The sequence below is a fragment of the Streptomyces sp. R818 genome, assembly GCF_056172735.1.
The window spans coordinates 1,092,787-1,108,860 of record NZ_JAOCNE010000014.1 but is presented as its reverse complement, the minus strand read 5'-3'; the positions used below and the strand labels follow the sequence as shown (position 1 = coordinate 1,108,860).

17 protein-coding genes are annotated in these 16,074 nt (G+C 71.2%); 11 read left to right on the top strand and 6 right to left on the bottom strand.

Features of this window, described 5'->3' with window-relative positions:
• Window positions 1–72 precede the first annotated feature (72 nt).
• On the bottom strand, window positions 73–1,797 hold the full coding sequence (locus N5I75_RS36975) for a PucR family transcriptional regulator (protein WP_476684571.1): 1,725 nt from the start codon (window positions 1,795–1,797) through the stop codon (window positions 73–75).
• Window positions 1,798–2,036: 239 nt separating this feature from the next.
• Here N5I75_RS36975 and N5I75_RS36970 point away from each other — a divergent pair, with 239 nt between their 5' ends.
• On the top strand, window positions 2,037–2,735 hold the full coding sequence (locus tag N5I75_RS36970; protein ID WP_476684569.1) for a L,D-transpeptidase family protein: 699 nt from the start codon (window positions 2,037–2,039) through the stop codon (window positions 2,733–2,735).
• A gap of 98 nt (window positions 2,736–2,833) precedes the next feature.
• Here N5I75_RS36970 and N5I75_RS36965 read toward each other — a convergent pair whose 3' ends face one another.
• Complete coding sequence (locus tag N5I75_RS36965; protein WP_476684567.1) at window positions 2,834–3,808, bottom strand: aldo/keto reductase; 975 nt, start codon at window positions 3,806–3,808, stop codon at window positions 2,834–2,836.
• 341 nt (window positions 3,809–4,149) lie between these two features.
• On the opposite strand from N5I75_RS36965, the gene N5I75_RS36960 reads away from it, so the two are divergent.
• The 4 genes from N5I75_RS36960 to N5I75_RS36945 all read left to right on the top strand — a co-directional run bounded on the left by N5I75_RS36960 (window position 4,150) and on the right by N5I75_RS36945 (window position 7,615).
• On the top strand, window positions 4,150–5,085 hold the full coding sequence (locus N5I75_RS36960) for a TIGR03620 family F420-dependent LLM class oxidoreductase (RefSeq protein WP_476684565.1): 936 nt from the start codon (window positions 4,150–4,152) through the stop codon (window positions 5,083–5,085).
• 9 nt (window positions 5,086–5,094) lie between these two features.
• Complete coding sequence (locus N5I75_RS36955; protein WP_476684564.1) at window positions 5,095–5,559, top strand: MarR family winged helix-turn-helix transcriptional regulator; 465 nt, start codon at window positions 5,095–5,097, stop codon at window positions 5,557–5,559.
• An 86-nt stretch (window positions 5,560–5,645) separates the two neighbouring features.
• The gene (locus N5I75_RS36950; RefSeq protein ID WP_476684563.1) at window positions 5,646–6,668 is read left to right on the top strand and encodes an LLM class flavin-dependent oxidoreductase; all 1,023 of its coding nucleotides are present in this window, start codon (window positions 5,646–5,648) and stop codon (window positions 6,666–6,668) included.
• Between the two features lie 197 nt (window positions 6,669–6,865).
• Window positions 6,866–7,615 carry a glucose 1-dehydrogenase gene (locus N5I75_RS36945; protein ID WP_476684561.1) on the top strand — a complete coding sequence of 250 codons (750 nt, stop codon included), beginning with the start codon at window positions 6,866–6,868 and terminating at the stop codon, window positions 7,613–7,615.
• A gap of 21 nt (window positions 7,616–7,636) precedes the next feature.
• Here N5I75_RS36945 and N5I75_RS36940 read toward each other — a convergent pair whose 3' ends face one another.
• Window positions 7,637–7,954, bottom strand: a complete 318-nt coding sequence (locus N5I75_RS36940) for a hypothetical protein (RefSeq protein ID WP_476684560.1) — start codon at window positions 7,952–7,954, stop codon at window positions 7,637–7,639.
• A gap of 253 nt (window positions 7,955–8,207) precedes the next feature.
• Between N5I75_RS36940 and N5I75_RS36935 the strand changes: the two genes are divergently transcribed.
• The 3 genes from N5I75_RS36935 to N5I75_RS36925 all read left to right on the top strand — a co-directional run bounded on the left by N5I75_RS36935 (window position 8,208) and on the right by N5I75_RS36925 (window position 10,960).
• On the top strand, window positions 8,208–8,447 hold the full coding sequence (locus N5I75_RS36935) for a hypothetical protein (protein WP_476684558.1): 240 nt from the start codon (window positions 8,208–8,210) through the stop codon (window positions 8,445–8,447).
• Window positions 8,448–8,478: 31 nt separating this feature from the next.
• Window positions 8,479–9,258: an SDR family NAD(P)-dependent oxidoreductase gene (locus N5I75_RS36930; protein ID WP_476684556.1), complete on the top strand. Its 780-nt coding sequence runs from the start codon at window positions 8,479–8,481 to the stop codon at window positions 9,256–9,258.
• Window positions 9,259–9,358: 100 nt separating this feature from the next.
• Window positions 9,359–10,960 carry a Na+/H+ antiporter gene (locus N5I75_RS36925; protein WP_476684554.1) on the top strand — a complete coding sequence of 534 codons (1,602 nt, stop codon included), beginning with the start codon at window positions 9,359–9,361 and terminating at the stop codon, window positions 10,958–10,960.
• 68 nt (window positions 10,961–11,028) lie between these two features.
• Here N5I75_RS36925 and N5I75_RS36920 read toward each other — a convergent pair whose 3' ends face one another.
• Entirely contained in the window at window positions 11,029–11,529 is a 501-nt protein-coding gene (locus tag N5I75_RS36920; RefSeq protein ID WP_476684553.1) for a MarR family winged helix-turn-helix transcriptional regulator, read from the bottom strand.
• Window positions 11,530–11,878: 349 nt separating this feature from the next.
• Between N5I75_RS36920 and N5I75_RS36915 the strand changes: the two genes are divergently transcribed.
• The gene (locus N5I75_RS36915; RefSeq protein WP_476684922.1) at window positions 11,879–12,436 is read left to right on the top strand and encodes a cupin domain-containing protein; all 558 of its coding nucleotides are present in this window, start codon (window positions 11,879–11,881) and stop codon (window positions 12,434–12,436) included.
• A 98-nt stretch (window positions 12,437–12,534) separates the two neighbouring features.
• Here the strand turns inward: N5I75_RS36915 and N5I75_RS36910 are convergent, their stop codons facing one another.
• The gene (locus N5I75_RS36910) at window positions 12,535–13,314 is read right to left on the bottom strand and encodes an NAD(P)H-dependent oxidoreductase (protein WP_476684552.1); all 780 of its coding nucleotides are present in this window, start codon (window positions 13,312–13,314) and stop codon (window positions 12,535–12,537) included.
• Between the two features lie 161 nt (window positions 13,315–13,475).
• Here N5I75_RS36910 and N5I75_RS36905 point away from each other — a divergent pair, with 161 nt between their 5' ends.
• Window positions 13,476–14,366: a helix-turn-helix transcriptional regulator gene (locus tag N5I75_RS36905; RefSeq protein WP_476684551.1), complete on the top strand. Its 891-nt coding sequence runs from the start codon at window positions 13,476–13,478 to the stop codon at window positions 14,364–14,366.
• 66 nt (window positions 14,367–14,432) lie between these two features.
• On the opposite strand, the gene N5I75_RS36900 is transcribed toward N5I75_RS36905, so the two are convergent.
• Window positions 14,433–15,044, bottom strand: coding sequence for a TetR/AcrR family transcriptional regulator (locus N5I75_RS36900; protein ID WP_476684549.1), 612 nt, complete (start codon window positions 15,042–15,044; stop codon window positions 14,433–14,435).
• Window positions 15,045–15,253: 209 nt separating this feature from the next.
• Between N5I75_RS36900 and N5I75_RS36895 the strand changes: the two genes are divergently transcribed.
• Window positions 15,254–15,910, top strand: a complete 657-nt coding sequence (locus N5I75_RS36895) for a CatB-related O-acetyltransferase (protein ID WP_476684547.1) — start codon at window positions 15,254–15,256, stop codon at window positions 15,908–15,910.
• Window positions 15,911–16,074 lie beyond the last annotated feature (164 nt).

Below are 16,074 nucleotides of genomic sequence, written 5' to 3'. Positions count from 1 at the left end.
GGACAAAGGTGCGGCGGATTTCTGCCCTCCCGAACGAACACCGGCATAAAACGGTCACATGAGTCGAGTGGCTTACGGCGCGCGGCCGTCGTCGGCGGGGCCGTGGCCGGGGCCGAGGCCGTGGCCGTGCCCATCGGTGCGGATGTCGCTGTCGGTGTCGCTGTCGCTGACGGTGTCGGCCAGGCGCACCGCCAAGGTGACGACGAGCCGTGTGTCGGGGTCGTCCAGGTCGATCCCGAAGCGCTCGCGCGCCCTCTTCAACCGGTAGCGCAGTGTGTTGGGGTGCAGCACGAGCCGTTGCGCGGCGCGCGGCACGTCTCCGCCCGCGTCAAGGTAGGCGGAGAGCGAGCGGACGAGTTCTCCTCCGGCGGCGAGGTCGGCCACGAACAGGTCATGGACGGGCCCGCCGTGCCGCCGCCACACCGGCCGGACCGCATCGAGCACCCGCAGCACGGTCACCGTGTGCGCCACATCGGCGTGCCCCGCGTACCGCACGGGAGGAGCGGCGGAATCAGGAGTACGCGCCGCCCGCGCCCGTACCGCGCGGACCACCAGCCGGGCCCGCTCGCAGGAGTCCGCGGCTTCCAGCGGAGTCGAGACCACATGCCCGGCCCCGATCCAGACGGCCGGCGCGTCGGGCAGAGCGGTGGCCAGGGAGTCGAGTTCGCGGGCAAGCGCCGGCGCGTCCCGCTCGGCCCCGTCCGGCAGCGGCAGCAGCACGGTGATCCGGTCGCTCTCCCGTAGCACGCGGACATCGGGACGGTGGGCCGTCGCCTGCAACCACAGGGCCTGGAGGCTGCGTTCGGTGGCATCACCCGACGGGTGGTCCCGTTCCGCGACCACCACCGCGCAGGGCGTCTCGGGGGCCAGCCCCAGCGACCACAGGTGCGAGTCGACGTCCCCCTCTCCACACAGCAGACCGCGCAGCGCGTGCTCCTCCCGCCGCCGGTTGACGGCCGTCCGCAGACGGTGCTGGAGCAGATGGGGCACGGCGACCTCGGCGGCGCGCCGCAGCGCCTCCTCGGCGTCCGGGGAGAACCTGCTCCCGTCGGCCGCGGCCCAGATGGAGCCGAGCATCTCGGCGCCGCTGCGGATGGCGACGATCAGGCGCTCGGGGTCGTCGCCGTCGGCCGGGCGGTGGATGACGTCCCTGGAGGTCCACAGGGCACGCAGCAGCCCGCTGCTGCGCAGGCGCGCGACGCGGCCCTCGGGCACCTTCCCGCCGAGGATCGTCGACGTGCGCTCCGGGTCGGCGGCGGAGCTGGTCGCGGAGTGCGCGAGGAGGCGGAACTGGGTGTCCTCGACGGTGATGGAGGCCCGGCAGTACCGGGCGACCTCTTGCGCCAGCACGGCGAGACCGCCGCCCGCGATGTCGCCGGCGAGCCGCTCGCCGGTGCCCGCGGCCGCGAACGCCAGGGCGGAGCGCAGGAGTTCGGCGGTCTCGGCCCAGTCAGCCCACTCGGCGCGCTCAAGGACGGCGATGCCGGTCTCCCGCCCCGCCGCCACGACCTCCTCGGGCAGCGGCGCGTCGCCACGGCCTCTGACGACGACCGCGGCGGCGCCCCGCCGGGCGGCCTGTCGTACGGCGGACGCCGTCGCCCCGGCGTCCGTGCCCGGCCCCGCCACCAGGACGACACGCCCGTCGTGCGGTCGCCCGGCGCTCTCGTCACCGATGACCAGGCCGCGCACGACGACGTCCTGACCCGCGGGCGCCAGCATCAGGCGCAGGATGCCGTCCTCGTCGTAGGCAAGGAGTCGACGCAGGGTGACGTCCTCCGGCGCGGAACCAGTGATCATGCGGCAAGGATACGAAGGTGCGCCGTCACCCTCCGCGACGGCTTCCGCGCGGCTCCGACTGCTCGGGCGCGACGAGTGTGGTCCGCGATGCCGTTGTCACCATTTCGTCCCAGGCTTCGCGGCGGTACAACCAGTCGGGGCTTCCCCGGGTCTGTCTGTGCGGGACCACGGCCGATCGCAGGTCACGTACGCGCGTCCGGTCGCAGGACAGACGCGGCACAGGGAAAGGAAAGGCTGTCATGGGGGACTTCCGCAGATGGGGCACCGCCGCCCTCGGGATCACCGGGCTCGTCGCACCGCTGACACTGACGCTCGGAGCATCGCCGGCGCAGGCCGCGAGCAGCTGCACCACACAGCGCGGCCCGTATCAGAAGCAGGTGGAGAAGTTCCTCGGCCGCCCGGTCGACGGCAAGCAGTCCGCCGCCGACTGCAGGGCCATCAGGGCCTTCCAGAGCAAACACGGCGTCACCCCGACCATCGGCTACGCCGGCCCGGTCACCTGGGGCGTCATGAACCTCATGAACAAGCAGAAGGCCGTCGGCAACAAGCCGAACAAGAGCGGCAAGTGCCCCGTGAACAAGGGACGCATAGCCTGCGTCGACCTGACGCTCCAGATCAGCTGGATCCAGGACGGCAGGAACCTCGTCTACGGGCCCGTCCCCGTCCGCACCGGCCGCAACGGCTACGAGACCCGCACCGGCCTGAAGAAGGTCTACTGGCGGCACATCAACCACGTGTCGACCATCTACAACGTCCCCATGCCCTACAGCCAGTTCTTCGACGGCGGCCAGGCGTTCCACTCCGTCGGCGTCAGCATGTGGAACCCGCCCGGCTCGCACGGCTGCGTCAACATGACGAAGACCGCCGCGAAGAAGTACTGGTCCCTGCTGCGCAACGGTGACGACGTCTTCGTCTACGGCCGCAAGCCCGGCACCTGATCCGCGCGGCGGCGCCTACCGTCCGCCCACGGCGCCGAGGGCCCGGCCGGCCGACATCCCGGCCGGGCCCGCACCGGTCGACCGGACCCGCGTCGCTCTCAGCGCTCCATCAAGCGCATCTGGGCCTCGTTGTGGGTGTCGCCCGCGGCCGGCGGGAGGCCGGTGAGCCGGTCGAGCTGCTCGGCGGACAGCCGCACCGCGTCGGCACCGGCGTTCTCCTCGACGCGCGCGACGCGCCGGGTGCCGGGGATGGGCGCGACGTCCTCGCCCTGGGCGAGGAGCCAGGCCAGCGCGACCTGCGCCGGGGTGACGCCGATCTCGGCGGCGATCTCCGCGACCTGATCGGCCAGCCGCAGGTTGTGCTCGAAGTTCTCCGCGGTGAAACGGGGGTTGTCGGCGCGGAAGTCGTCGGCGGCGAACTGCTCGGTCGAGCGGATCGTCCCGGTCAGGAAACCGCGGCCGAGCGGGGAGAACGGGACGAGACCGATGCCCAGTTCGCGCAGCACCGGCAGCACATGTGCCTCGGGGTCACGGGTGAACAGGGAGTACTCGGACTGCACGGCGGCCACCGGGTGGACGGCGTGGGCGCGGCGGATGGTCTCCGGCCCGGCCTCGGACAGGCCGATGTGGCGGATCTTGCCTTCCGCGACCAGCTCGGCCAGGGTCCCCACGACATCCTCGATGGGCGTGCCGGGGTCGACGCGGTGCTGGTAGTAGAGGTCGATGTGGTCGGTGCCGAGCCGCGTCAGAGAGCCTTCGACGGCGCTGCGGATGTTGGCGGGGCTGCTGTCGGTGCCGCCTTCGCGGCCGGTGTGGGAGATCAGGCCGAACTTGGTGGCAAGCACCACCTCGTCGCGACGGCCCTTCAGCGCCCGCCCCACCAGCTCCTCGTTGGTGTACGGGCCGTAGACCTCGGCGGTGTCGATCAGGGTGACGCCCAGTTCCAGGGCGCGGTGCAGGGTGCGGACGGACTCGGCGTCATCGCTGCCCGCGCCGGTGTAGGCGTGGGACATACCCATCGCGCCCAGCCCGATCCGGGCCACCTCCAAGTCACCGAGCTTGATGTGCTTCATGACTTCCTCTCTCCTCCGCCGCGTAGAGCGCCACGCAGTCGACCGTGCGGGCGCACATCAATGGAGCGTACGCACCACAACTTACGTCGGGCCGCGCCGCGATGGGCCGCGGGCAGGACGTCGGCCAGCCGGTGATCACCGCCCACCCTGTTGCCGCTCGTGCGGGGCGGGGCGGGTGGGCCGTTCCGCCGTTCCACCGTTCCGGCAGGCGGCTCGTCCACCTCCCGGTGAGCGCGGGTGCACATCCCGCATATAGTTGACGTGTCACCAACCTGCCTCCTATGGTTTAGGCACGCCACGTAAAGCCGGCCCGCACGCGGACCGCGAGAAAGGGGCCGACCATGAACATCGGCACGACCGGCATCTGGAGTCCAGAACTACGCCTGCACCCCGGCCCCGTCGAGATCCACGAGGCCGCTGCCGAGCTGGACCAGGCAGGCTGGGGCGCGCTGTGGATTCCCGGCCTCGGCGGCGGGGACATCCTCGGCGACGCCGAGCGGCTCCTGCGCGCCACGGAGAACGCCGCGGTCGTCACCGGCGTCCTGAGCATCTGGCGGCACACCGCCGACGACATGGCGGACGGTCACGCGCGACTGCGCCGCACGTACGGGCACCGGCTCCTCCTGGGCCTCGGCGTCAGCGACGCGGCCTCCGCCGAGCGCGCCGGCGGGACCTACCGCCCCCTGGCCGCCCTGAACGGCTACCTCGACACCCTCGACGCCCACGCCGAGCCCGTCCCCGCGGACGAGCGCCTCGTCGCCGCCATGGGTCCCAAGCTCACCGAACTGGCAGGCCGGCGCAGCGCGGGCACCCATCCTTTCCTCGTCACACCCGACTTCACCGCCACCGCGCGGGACATCCTGGGCCCGGGCCCGCTCCTCGCCCCGTACCAGGCGGTCGTCGTCGACGAGGACCCGGTTCGTGCCCGCGCCACGGCGCGCGGCTTCCTCGCCCCGTTCATCGGCATGGGCCACTACGCCAAGAGCCTGCTGCGGCAGGGCTTCACCGAGGACGACCTGGCGAACGGAGGAAGCGACCGGCTCATCGACGCGGTCGTCGCCTGGGGAGACCTGGACGCCATCGACAAACGTGTGCGCTCGCACCTGGACGCCGGTGCCACACATGTCGCCCTGCACGCCATCAGCGCGGACAGGGGATTGCCCCTCAAGGAGTGGCGGGCCCTTGCCCCGCTGGCCCGCTGGCCCGCTGAGACAGGGCACACCGGAGGAGCGAAGCGGGCAGACCCGTTGCCCGGGGAAGCGTCAGCCTTCTCATAGGGTGGGCCCATGACTGAAGCACCCCGCTGGCTCACCCCGGTCGAGGAACAGGCGTGGCGCGGCATGCTGCGGATGCACGACCTGCTGGTCAACCAGGCCGGCCGGACACTGCAGAGCGAGTTCGGACTGTCCGCCACCGACTACTCGGTGCTCGCGGAGCTGACCCGCACGCCCGACGACCGGCTGCGCATCCTGGAGATCGCGAAGGTCCTCGGCTGGGAGAAGAGCAGGGTGTCCCACCACCTCGCGCGGATGGCCAAGCGCGGCCTCATCGCCCGCGAGGAGTGCGCGGACGATGGGCGCGGGTCGGTCGTCGTGGTCACGCCCGCGGGCCGCGCCGCCATGGAGGCCGCCGCGCCGCGGCACGTCGAGGACGTCCGGCGCCTCTTCCTCGACCACCTCACCCTCGGGCAGATCACGCTGCTCGCGGAGATCACGGACACGGTCCTCCGGGAGATCGACACCGGTCAGTGACGCATCCGCCGCCCACCGCCGGCCTGACGCCTGACGCGTGACGCCTGACGCCGGAATGAATCGGCCCGCACGGTGTTGAAGGCTGCATGAAGAAGATCGGGTTTCTGTCCTTCGGACACTGGACGCCCTCCCCGCACTCGCAGACGCGTTCCGCGGCGGACTCCCTGCTCCAGTCGATCGACCTGGCGGTCGCCGCCGAGGAGCTGGGCGCGGACGGCGCCTACTTCCGCGTGCACCACTTCGCCCGACAGGCCGCCTCACCGTTCCCCCTGCTCGCGGCCATCGGCGCGCGCACGCGGCGGATCGAGATCGGCACGGGCGTGATCGACATGCGCTATGAGAACCCGCTGTACATGGCGGAGGACGCGGGCGCGGCCGACCTCATCTCCGGCGGCCGGCTCCAGCTCGGCCTCAGCCGGGGCTCCCCGGAGCAGGTGGTCGACGGCTGGCGGCACTTCGGTCACACGCCTCCGCAGGACGGGACGGATGCCGACATGGCCCGTGCGCACACCGAGAGGCTGCTGGAGGTACTGACCGGCGAGGGCTTCGCCGAGCCCGACCCCAGGCCGATGTTCGCCAATCCTCCGGGACTCCTCCGGATCGAGCCGCACTCCGAGGGTCTGCGCGAGCGCATCTGGTGGGGCTCCGGCTCCAACGCCACCGCGGTCTGGGCGGCCGGACTCGGGATGAACCTGCAGAGTTCGACGCTGAAAGACGACGAGAGCGGCGAGCCGCTCCACGTGCAGCAGCGCAAGCAGATCGAGGCCTACCGCGAGGCGTGGCGGGCCGCGGGGCACACCCGGGAGCCGAGGGTGTCGGTCAGCCGCAGCGTCTTCGCGCTCGTGGACGACCGTGACCGCGCGTACTTCGGCCGGGACGGGAACTCCGAGGACCAGATCGGCTACATCGACGCCAACACGCGCAGCATCTTCGGCCGGTCCTACGCGGCCGAGCCCGACGTGCTCGTGAAGCAGCTCGCCGCGGACGAGGCGGTCGCCGCCGCCGACACCCTGCTGCTCACGGTGCCCAACCAGCTCGGCGTCGAGTACAACGCGCATGTGATCGAGAGCATCCTGACGCACGTCGCTCCGGGGCTCGGCTGGCGCTGACACACCGCCCCGGCCGACCGCACGACCTCCAGGCCCACCTGTCCGCCCCCCCACACCCGCACACACCCATGCACATAGATGACGTGTCATCTAGATGGTTGACACGTCATCTTTCTCGAACTACATTCATTGAACGTTGAACCGAACAGGGGGTGCGGCCCTCACGCCGCATCCCCCCTCAACCCCAGGAGCGAGTCATGGGACAGCTGAACGGCAAGACGGCCGTGGTCACCGGCGGCACGAGCGGCATCGGACTGGCCACCGCGCAGCGGTTCGCCGCCGAGGGCGCGCACGTCTATATCACCGGACGCCGCGAGGAAACGCTGGACCTGGCGGTGAAGGAGATCGGCGGGAAGGTCACCGCCGTCCAGGCCGACAGCGCGGACCTTGCCGACCTCGACCGGCTCTACGCCACCGTCGCCGACGCCGGACACCGTATCGACGTGCTCTTCGCCAACGCGGGCGGCGGCGAGTTCGCCACCCTGGAACAGGTCACCGAACAGCACTTCGACGCCACCTTCGGCACCAACGTCAAGGGCACCGTGTTCACCGTCCAGAAGGCGCTGCCCCTGCTGAACGACGGCGCCTCCGTCATCCTCACCGGTTCCACCGCCGCCACCGTCGGCAACGAGGCCTTCGGTGTCTACGGCGCCTCCAAGGCCGCCGTCCGCTCGCTCGCCCGCACCTGGGCCAACGAACTGCGCGGCCGCAACATCCGCGTCAACACCGTCTCCCCCGGCCCCATCCGGACCCCCGGCATCGACGGCCTCGCCCCCGACGCCGAACAGGCCGCGCAACTGCGCGACAACCTCGCCGCCGGTGTCCCGCTCGGCCGCATGGGCCGCCCCGAAGAGGTCGCCAACCTCGTCCTCTTCCTCGCCACCGACCAGGCCAGCTTCGTCACCGGCACCGAGATGTACGTCGACGGCGGCGCCAACCAGGTCTGACGGCACGGGCGGCCCACCCCCTCACCCCACCGAACCACCCACCATCCCCATCAGCGGCACGGGCCGCGGCCACCACAGCCGCGGCCCCGCCCATGTGCGGGGGTCAGTCGCCGACCCCGACGAGGGGCGGCATGGCGCCGGTCCCGCGCGGGTTGACGAGGAGACCGCCCCGTCGGTCCCGGTGCGCCACAACCGTCCCCTGCCGTCGAGCGAGTAGCCGGACACGGCGCTGGGAGTGTTCTCGCCCGGCTTCGTCACCGCGGTCACCAGGACGTTCCCGACGACCGCGGCGCGCAGCGCTGGCCGGGCGTCGAAGCCCTGCTCGGAGTAGACGGTCATGTGCTGCGGCGTATGCAACTGCTGGAGGACGAGTACCCCGGGCGGTTCCGGTGGATGGGCGAGGTCAACCTCGTCAAACAGGCGCTGCTCAACAACGCCCACGAACCCGGGACTCCGAGGACATCGCGGGCTGGGCACCGTTCATGCACAAGCTGCGCGAGCGGAACATCCCCCTGACGGCACGTGGACATCCTGCGGCGGCTCATGCGGCGCCACGACAACATGGGCCTCGACATCTGCTGGCGCGTGCTCTATGACCGATACTTCTCCAAGCGGGAAGCGCCTCAATCAGTTCGCGGGGCGCATCCTGCCCGGCACGGACTTCGTCGCCTCCCGCGACAAGAACTTCCAGACCTACAAGAAGGAACTGGAGGTCGCCAGCCGCATCAACAAGTACCTCGACGACGAGGCCTTCCGCGACATCGCACTGGGCGAGAGCTACTTCGACCTCCTCGGCCTGGACGCCACCGCTCCGCGGGTGTGCCGCGCTTAGTCTTGGTCAACTCGACACAAGGGGAGGGCACATGACCGAGGCAGCCAGGCTCGACGGCAGAAGGGTTCTGATACTCGGCGGCGGCGGACACGGCATCGGGCGCGCCATCGTCCGTGCCTGCGCCGCCGCCGGGGCGCGAGTGGTGGTGGCCGACGTGGACGCCGTACGGGCGACCGAGGCGGCGGAGGAGTCGCGGGCGGCCGGACACACAGCCCACGCCGTCAGCGGCGACGTCCGCTCGCGGGAACAGCTCGACGAGATGGTCGTCGGCGCCGCCGAACGCCTCGGCGGCCTCGACACCCTGGTCACGGTGGTCGGCGGGCAGGTGGCGTTCGTGCCCGCGGTCAAGCTCCACGAGATGGAGGACGAGGACTGGGAGACCGTCTACGACCTCAACCTGCGCTATGTCGTCCGCGCCGTGCGCCGCGTGCTCCGCCTGTTCCTGGAGCAGGGAACAGGCGGGAACATCGTCAGCATCGGCTCCGTCACCGGCTTCATGGCCGCGCCCAAGCAGGCCGGATACGGCGCCGCGAAAGCCGGCCTCCTCAGCCTGGCACGCACCGTCGCCGCCGAGTACGCGGCCGACGGCATCCGCATGAACGTCGTCGCCGGCGGTGCCATCAGCACCGCCGTCAACCCGGCCGAGGGCGACGGCGACTGGGTCCCCGAGATTCCGGCCGGACGCTACGGAACGTCGGAGGAGATGGCCGCGGCGGCCGTCTACCTCGCCTCGGACGCGGCACGCTACGTCACCGGGCAACAACTCGTGCTCGACGGAGGGGTGTCCGTGCGCGGACCGTTCCCGGAGTGACCGGCTGGCCGGATCCTCCGACAAGCCGGGCTCGCGGGCCGGATGAAGGCTGTCCGGGCGTCGTACCGTTTCCGGACGTCAGCGAGTATCAGGAGGACACGTGCTCGGCCTTGTACTGGTTGTACTGCTGGGGATCGCCGTGCTGAGCGGATCGGCGTGGGGTGAGCGGCTGCGGGTGGCGCCGCAGGTCGTGTTGCTGGTCCTGGGGGTGCTGATCGGGGTCGTCCCGTCGCTGCGCGCGGTGGAACTGCCGTCCGAGGTTGTTCTGTTGCTGTTCCTGCCCGCGCTGTTGTTCTGGGAGAGCCTGAGCACCTCGTTGCGTGAGATCCGCCGCCACCTCACCGACGTCACGCTAGCCGCGACCCTGCTGGTGCTCGCCTCGGCGGGCGCCGTCGCGTGCGTCGCCCACGCGATGGGCATCGGCTGGGGACCCGCCTGGGCGCTCGGTGCGGCGGTGGCCCCCACGGACGCCACGGCCGTCGGCGTCGTCGCCCGGCTCCTGCCGCGCCGCGACATCACCCTGCTGCGGGCGGAGAGCCTGCTCAACGACGGCACGGCGCTCGTCGTCTACGGGATCGCGGTCGGCGTCACCGTCGGCACGGAACACGTCACCGTGGCACATGTGAGCTGGCTGTTCCTCCTCGGCTACGGCGGCGGCGCGCTCATCGGATACGTGACCGGAGCCCTCGTCCGCCGGATATGGGCGCGGACCACGGAAGGAGAGGCGCTCCGCGGACAGGTACTGCTGCTCCTGACCCCATTCAGCGCGTATCTCGTCGCCGAGTACGTCGAGGCGTCCGGCGTCGTCGCGGTCGTGGTGTGCGGGCTGCTCCTCAGCCAGAGCGCGCCGCGGACCGTGCGGGCGGAGGTCCGCGTGCAGGCGCAGAACTTCTGGACCGTGGCCACCTACCTGCTCAACGGCTCGCTGTTCGTCCTCATCGGTGTCGAGCTCGTCCACTCCGTGCTGCACTTGCGGGGCGGGCAGCTCCCCCATGCGCTGGGCACGGCGTTCGCCGTCGCGGGAACGCTGATCGCGGTGCGGTTCGCGTACTACTTCACGGTCGCCGGGTTCTTCCGCATCGCGCGCAGGGGGACGGCGCGCGCCTCCGGCACCACGTACTCGGCGCGACGGCTGACCGTCAGCGCCCTGTCCGGCTTCCGGGGCGCGATCTCGCTCGCGGCCGCGCTCGGCATCCCGGCGACCGTGCACGACGGCGCGTCCTTCCCGGACAGGGAGCTGATCGTGTTCGTCACCGGCGTCGTCATCGTGGTGACGATGGCCCAGACCGTGATCCTGCCGTGGGTGGTGCGGTGGGCGCGCATCCCGAAGGACCGTTCCGTGGCCCAGGAGGAATGGCGCGCGGACTCCGGGGCGCTGAACGAAGCGCTCGCCGCGCTGCCCGGCCTGGCGCGGCGCCTCGAGACCGCGCCCGAGGTCGCCGAGGCCGTCCGGGTCGCCTGGCAGGTCGAGGCGGACGCCCTCGCGCTGCGCTGCCAGGTCACGCCCGCGGACCTGGAGTTCCACCCCCAGCGCCTCACCGACGACGCCACTGCCCTGCGCCTCGCCCTGCTCGCGGAGCGCCGGGCCGTCGTGATCCGCCTGCGCGACGAGGGCGACATCGACGACACGGTGCTGCGCCGCCTCCAGGGCCGTCTGGACTCCGAGGAGCTTCATCTGCTGCGGCATGTGCCGGTGGAGTGAGCTGAGCCGGTCCGGTCCGGTCCAGTCCGGAAAGTCCGGCGCCCCGGGCAGGGCGAGGAGGGCCAGTTCTACGCGGTGTCGCCCATCGCCTCCAGCACCTGCCTCAAGCCCCCGGCGATCTCGCCGACCAGGGCGCGGTCCACGTCGGTGAGCAGTGCGGCATAGCCGGCCAGGTGGTCGGCGAAGGCGGCGCGGGTGACCTCGTGTCCGTGCCCGGTGAGGCGGATCTTGACGGTGCGTCGGTCGTCGCCTTCGCGTACCCGCTCGACCAGGCCCTTGGCCTCCATCCTGTCGATGCGGTTGGTGATGGCGCCGGAGGTCACCATGGACGCCTTGAGGATGGCCCCGGCGGTGAGGGTGTAGGGCGGCCCGGAGCGCTGGAGGGTGGTGAGAACGTCGAACTCGCCGTGCTCCACACCGTGCGCGGCGGCGGTCGCCTTGGCGGACTTGTCGATCAGCCGGGCCAGCCGCTGGATCCGCGCGAGAAGCTCCACCGGCCACAGGCCGTCCACCATGTCGGGGCGCTCCTCGGCCCACTGCCCGATGATCGCGTCCACGACGTCACTCATCTGTGCTGCCCCTCTCACCTGACGACGGCTTTCCTCTCAATGTTAAGACACTTGACGTTGAGACGAATGCAGTGCTTTTATCTCAACGTTGAGATTGTCAAGGCTGAGCGATTGGAGCACCGTCGATGTCCGAGCTCACTCGCCGCCCCGGCGCACAGATCTCGCTCGTCGACGCGGTTCAGGCGGCCTCGCGTGAAGTCCCGGCCTACTGGACGGTGTTGCTGGCCGCTCCGGTCGAGCACGGTCCCGATCGTGTCCGGCACCGAGGCCGCTCCCGCCGCACAACATCCGACCGCCCCCGGCCTGCACGTCACCGCCCTCCCCCATCCAAGGAGCATGAAGCATGACCATGAACGCGCACACACCCACCTCGTCCACGACCAGCCCCTCGCCGTCGGCGGCCGTGCTCACCCGCCACGCGGACGCCGAGACCTGTTCCGACCCCAGCAGCGTGATGACCCTCCTCGCGGACTCGGACGGCACCGAGGGTGGCTTCACCAGCTACCGGTCCACCTTCGCCAAGGGCGCGGTGGGGGCGCCGGCCCACTTCCACACCCGCGCGACGGAACTGTTCTTCGTGATCAGCGGTTCCCTCCGGGTACTGGTGGGCGAGGAAGTCACCGTTCTGACGGAGGGCGACTTCCTCGCGGTGCCGCCTCACACCCCGCACGCCTTCGCCGCCGCCCCTGGCTGTGAAGCGGACGTCCTGTTCGTCTTCACCCCGGGCATGGGCAGATTCGACTACCTGCGCCTGCTCGGCCGGGTGATGCGGGGCGAGGCGGACCCGAAGAAGATCGCCGAGTCGTCGCAGCGCTTCGACAACCACTACGTCGACAGCCCTGCCTGGCGTGCCGCGCTCGAAGGCTCCGCCGCCGCCTCCGAACCCTCCGACGCTGCCGCCCGCTAACGCTCCGACGCCGCCGCCTCCTAACGCTCCGACTGACCGAGCGACCGCACGCGGTCAGCCGGCGCGGATCTGGCTCCTTCCGGTCCGGGCCCGGCCGGTCAGCCGCGAACGTGCAGCCCGAAACCCGTACGGCCCGGCGACTCCAGTCCCTCCTTCAGTCGCAGCGAGGGAATCTCGTAATCGCCGAAGTTCTGCCGCCGGAACGCGATCGGTTCGGTCGACTCCAGGGTGAGCAGGCGCTGCCTCCACGCCTTGGCGACGTCCGGATAGCTCTCGCTGGTCAGCCGATCGGTGCCGTACAGCACGAACGGTGGCAGCACCTCGATGCCCGGGTAGTAGAGGATGCCGTGCTGGATCGGGAACAGCAGGTCATCGATGGGGCCGTTGATCCCGCGCGCGGCATAGTGCGGCTCCCGGCCGCCGACGGTCACCGCGAGCAGCGCCCTCCTGCCCGCGAGGGTGCCTTCGCCGAAACGCTCGCCGTACCTGGTGTCGCTGTGCTCTCCGACGCCGTACGCGAAGTGGTAGGTGAACACCCGGTCCACCCAGCCCTTGAGGATCGCGGGCATCGAGTACCACCACAGCGGGAAGTGGAAGACGACCGTGTCGGCCCAGAGAAGCTTCCGCTGCTCGGCGAGGACGTCCGGGGTGAGCGCCCCGGCGTCGAAGGCCCGGCCCGAGTCCTGGGCGACCTTCAGCGGACTCGATGCGTGGGCGCCGTAGTCCGCGGCGTCCACGACCGGCTTCCATTTCATCGCGTACAGATCGCTCACCTGCACCTCGTGCCCCGCGCTCTCCAGCGTGGACACCGTGAGGTCCTTCAGCGAGCCGTTGAGCGACTCCGGCTCCGGGTGCGCGTAGACGATCAGTGTCTTCATGGGAACTCCTGAATGGCGAATTGCTTCGGATCGACGGATCGGATGCCGTCGATCCTGGACGCCTCGGCGCCCGGCGTTCAGGGGCCTCCGTTCCGTCGGACGGGACTTCCTGGTAACGGCAGGACCACCCTCACGCGCACCGCCGCACCCATACTGGGGGCATGGACGATCTCGCGGGTTTCCTGCGGACCCGGCGCTCCCGGGTCGACCCGGCGGCCGTCGGCATCCCCACCGACAGCCGTCGCCGGGTCGAAGGGCTGCGCCGCGAGGAGGTCGCGCACCTGTCCGGCGTCAGCGTCGACTACTACGTGCGCCTGGAGCAGGGCCGCGCCACCCAGCCCTCCGAACAGGTCCTCGACGCCCTCGCCCGTGTCCTCGGCCTCGACGAGACCGAACGCGAGCACCTCCACCGGCTCGCCCGGCAGCGCCGCCGCCGCGCGCAGGCACCGGGCGGGCGCGTCCGCCCCGAGCTGCTGCGCGTCCTCGACCTGGTCGCCGACGGACCCGCGCTCATCATGAACCACCGCCTGGACGTGCTCGCCGGGAACCGCCTCGCCGGCCTCCTCTACGGCCGGCCCGTGCCGGGCCTGAACACCGCACGGCACCTCTTCCTGGAGGAAACCGAGCGCGGCCTGTACGCGGACTGGGAGACCTGCACCCTCGACGCGGTCGGGCACCTGCGCCTGGCCGCCGGTAAGTACCCGGACGACCGGCGCCTCGCCTCACTCATCGGCGAGCTGGCGATGGGCAGCGAGCGCTTCCGCCGTCTATGGGCGCGCGCGGACGTACGTGCCCGCACCCATGGACGTAAGACATACCGGCACCCCCTGGTCGGACTGCTGGAAATGCACCAGGAGAACTTCGTCCTGCCGAACGAGTCGGGCATGGAGCTGGTGGTGCTGTCCGCGGCCCCCGGAAGCCCGGCCGAGGACGGGCTGCGCCTGCTCGCGGGTCTGGGCGCGGGCGACGGTGACACGCGTCCGGCCGTACATCCGCAGGTCCGCGAGCAGCTCGACGATGCCCATCCGTCGCCCGGGACGCATCGGCCCTGACGGCTCGGTCGGCTTCGGGTTCGACTTCCACCGGCTTCAGCAGGCTTCAGTCGGCTTCAGCTGGCTTCAGTCGGCTGAGAACGCACCTGCGGTGGCCGCCAGCACCGCCGCCACGGCGGACCGTTCCGGGAGTCGCGGGTCGGGTTCGGCGCGCTGCAGGACCAGGTGGTGGTAGACGGGCGCCGTGGCGGCCACCAGCAGACTCCGCGCATCCGTGCGCCTGGAGGGGAGTTCGCCACGCTCGACGGCTCGCTCGACGAGGACCTCGCACTGGGCGTACCGGTCGTCCCACAACCGCGTCTGCGCTCGCGCGGCCTGCTCGGAGTGGAACGAGGCGGCCATGAGGGCGAGCGCGAAGGACGGCCGTACGAGCAGGGACTCCTGGATCTCCTCGTTGAGGGCGGTCAGGTCGCCGCGCAGGGAACCGGTGTCCGGCGGCTGCCAGTCGATCTCGCCGGCCGCGTCGATGACGTCGACGAGGAGGCCGCCCACGTCGCGCCAGCGCCGGTAGACCGTGGTGCGGTGCACGCCCGCGCGGGTCGCGACGCCCTCCACCGTGAGCCCCTCATGACCGTTCTCGGTGAGTTCGGCGCGCACCGCGTCGAGAACTTGCCTGCGGATGCGGGCAGTTCGGCCGCCCGGGCGGCGGTCCGGCGTCGTGGTGGTCGCGTCTGTCATCGGGATTCCCGTATCCGGTTGATCGACAGGGTCGGCTGTGCCAGCATCCTAACGCAACAGTTGTCGCACTAGCGGCCAGTCATAGTCACTCGCCTGATGAAGGGCCGCGTCCCGGCTCAACCGTCCGAGGTCAGCCGTCCGAGGTCAGCCGTCCGAGGTCAGCCGTCCGCCGTCCGCCGCCCGCCCCGCCGAGAGGACCCGCCACCACGATGCCGCCCGTTCCCGCCGACCCCACCGTGCTCCACCCCATGCCAGGACAGCCGCGCGTCGTCCTGCTCAAGCCGCTGGTGAAGTCCCCGCTCATCGAGGTCGGCGCGTACTCGTACTACGACGACCCGGACGACCCGACCGCGTTCGAGACCCGCAACGTGCTCTACCACTACGGGCCCGAGAAGCTCGTCATCGGCAAGTTCTGCGCCCTCGGCACCGGGACCCGGTTCATCATGAACGGCGCCAACCACCGCATGGACGGACCGTCCACGTTCCCCTTTCCGACCATGGGCGGCTCGTGGGCCGACCACTTCGACCTCATCACCGGACTGCCCGGCCGCGGCGACACCGTCGTAGGCAACGACGTCTGGTTCGGGCACGGCGCCACCGTCATGCCGGGCGTCCGCATCGGCCACGGCGCGATCATCGCCACCGGCGCCGTCGTCACCTCCGACGTACCCGACTACGGCATCGTCGGCGGCAACCCGGCCCGCCTCCTGCGCACCCGCTTCGACGAGAAGACCGTCGCCCGGCTGCTCGCCGTCGCCTGGTGGGACTGGCCCGCCGAGCACATCACCGAGCACGTACGGACCATCATGGCGGGCTCCGTCGACGAACTGGAGGCGGCTGCCGCGCTGATCGACGGACGGCACTGAAGCCTTCCCCGCCGGAGCGCAGACCGCACACCTGGCGTGCCCGTGATCGCCGCGCCGCAGGGGCTGTTGCCGGAGCCGTGCGGCACTCCGCGCGCCGCCGGACCTGACCGCCCCGCGCCCACCACCTGCTCCGACCACTGCCACTGCCACGGCCACCGCCCACC

Bases quoted from the DNA above. Each gene is read 5' to 3' on its own strand.
- N5I75_RS36945 (WP_476684561.1), top strand. From the start codon at position 6,866: ATGGGACAGCTGAACGGCAAGACGGCCGTGGTCACCGGCGGCACGAGC.
- N5I75_RS36900 (WP_476684549.1), bottom strand. From the start codon at position 15,044: ATGACAGACGCGACCACCACGACGCCGGACCGCCGCCCGGGCGGCCGA.
- N5I75_RS36970 (WP_476684569.1), top strand. From the start codon at position 2,037: ATGGGGGACTTCCGCAGATGGGGCACCGCCGCCCTCGGGATCACCGGG.
- N5I75_RS36960 (WP_476684565.1), top strand. From the start codon at position 4,150: ATGAACATCGGCACGACCGGCATCTGGAGTCCAGAACTACGCCTGCAC.
- N5I75_RS36940 (WP_476684560.1), bottom strand. From the start codon at position 7,954: ATGACCGTCTACTCCGAGCAGGGCTTCGACGCCCGGCCAGCGCTGCGC.
- N5I75_RS36910 (WP_476684552.1), bottom strand. From the start codon at position 13,314: ATGAAGACACTGATCGTCTACGCGCACCCGGAGCCGGAGTCGCTCAAC.
- N5I75_RS36975 (WP_476684571.1), bottom strand. From the start codon at position 1,797: ATGATCACTGGTTCCGCGCCGGAGGACGTCACCCTGCGTCGACTCCTT.
- N5I75_RS36920 (WP_476684553.1), bottom strand. From the start codon at position 11,529: ATGAGTGACGTCGTGGACGCGATCATCGGGCAGTGGGCCGAGGAGCGC.
- N5I75_RS36965 (WP_476684567.1), bottom strand. From the start codon at position 3,808: ATGAAGCACATCAAGCTCGGTGACTTGGAGGTGGCCCGGATCGGGCTG.
- N5I75_RS36905 (WP_476684551.1), top strand. From the start codon at position 13,476: ATGGACGATCTCGCGGGTTTCCTGCGGACCCGGCGCTCCCGGGTCGAC.
- N5I75_RS36935 (WP_476684558.1), top strand. From the start codon at position 8,208: ATGACCGATACTTCTCCAAGCGGGAAGCGCCTCAATCAGTTCGCGGGG.
- N5I75_RS36950 (WP_476684563.1), top strand. From the start codon at position 5,646: ATGAAGAAGATCGGGTTTCTGTCCTTCGGACACTGGACGCCCTCCCCG.
- N5I75_RS36955 (WP_476684564.1), top strand. From the start codon at position 5,095: ATGACTGAAGCACCCCGCTGGCTCACCCCGGTCGAGGAACAGGCGTGG.
- N5I75_RS36915 (WP_476684922.1), top strand. From the start codon at position 11,879: ATGAACGCGCACACACCCACCTCGTCCACGACCAGCCCCTCGCCGTCG.
- N5I75_RS36930 (WP_476684556.1), top strand. From the start codon at position 8,479: ATGACCGAGGCAGCCAGGCTCGACGGCAGAAGGGTTCTGATACTCGGC.
- N5I75_RS36895 (WP_476684547.1), top strand. From the start codon at position 15,254: ATGCCGCCCGTTCCCGCCGACCCCACCGTGCTCCACCCCATGCCAGGA.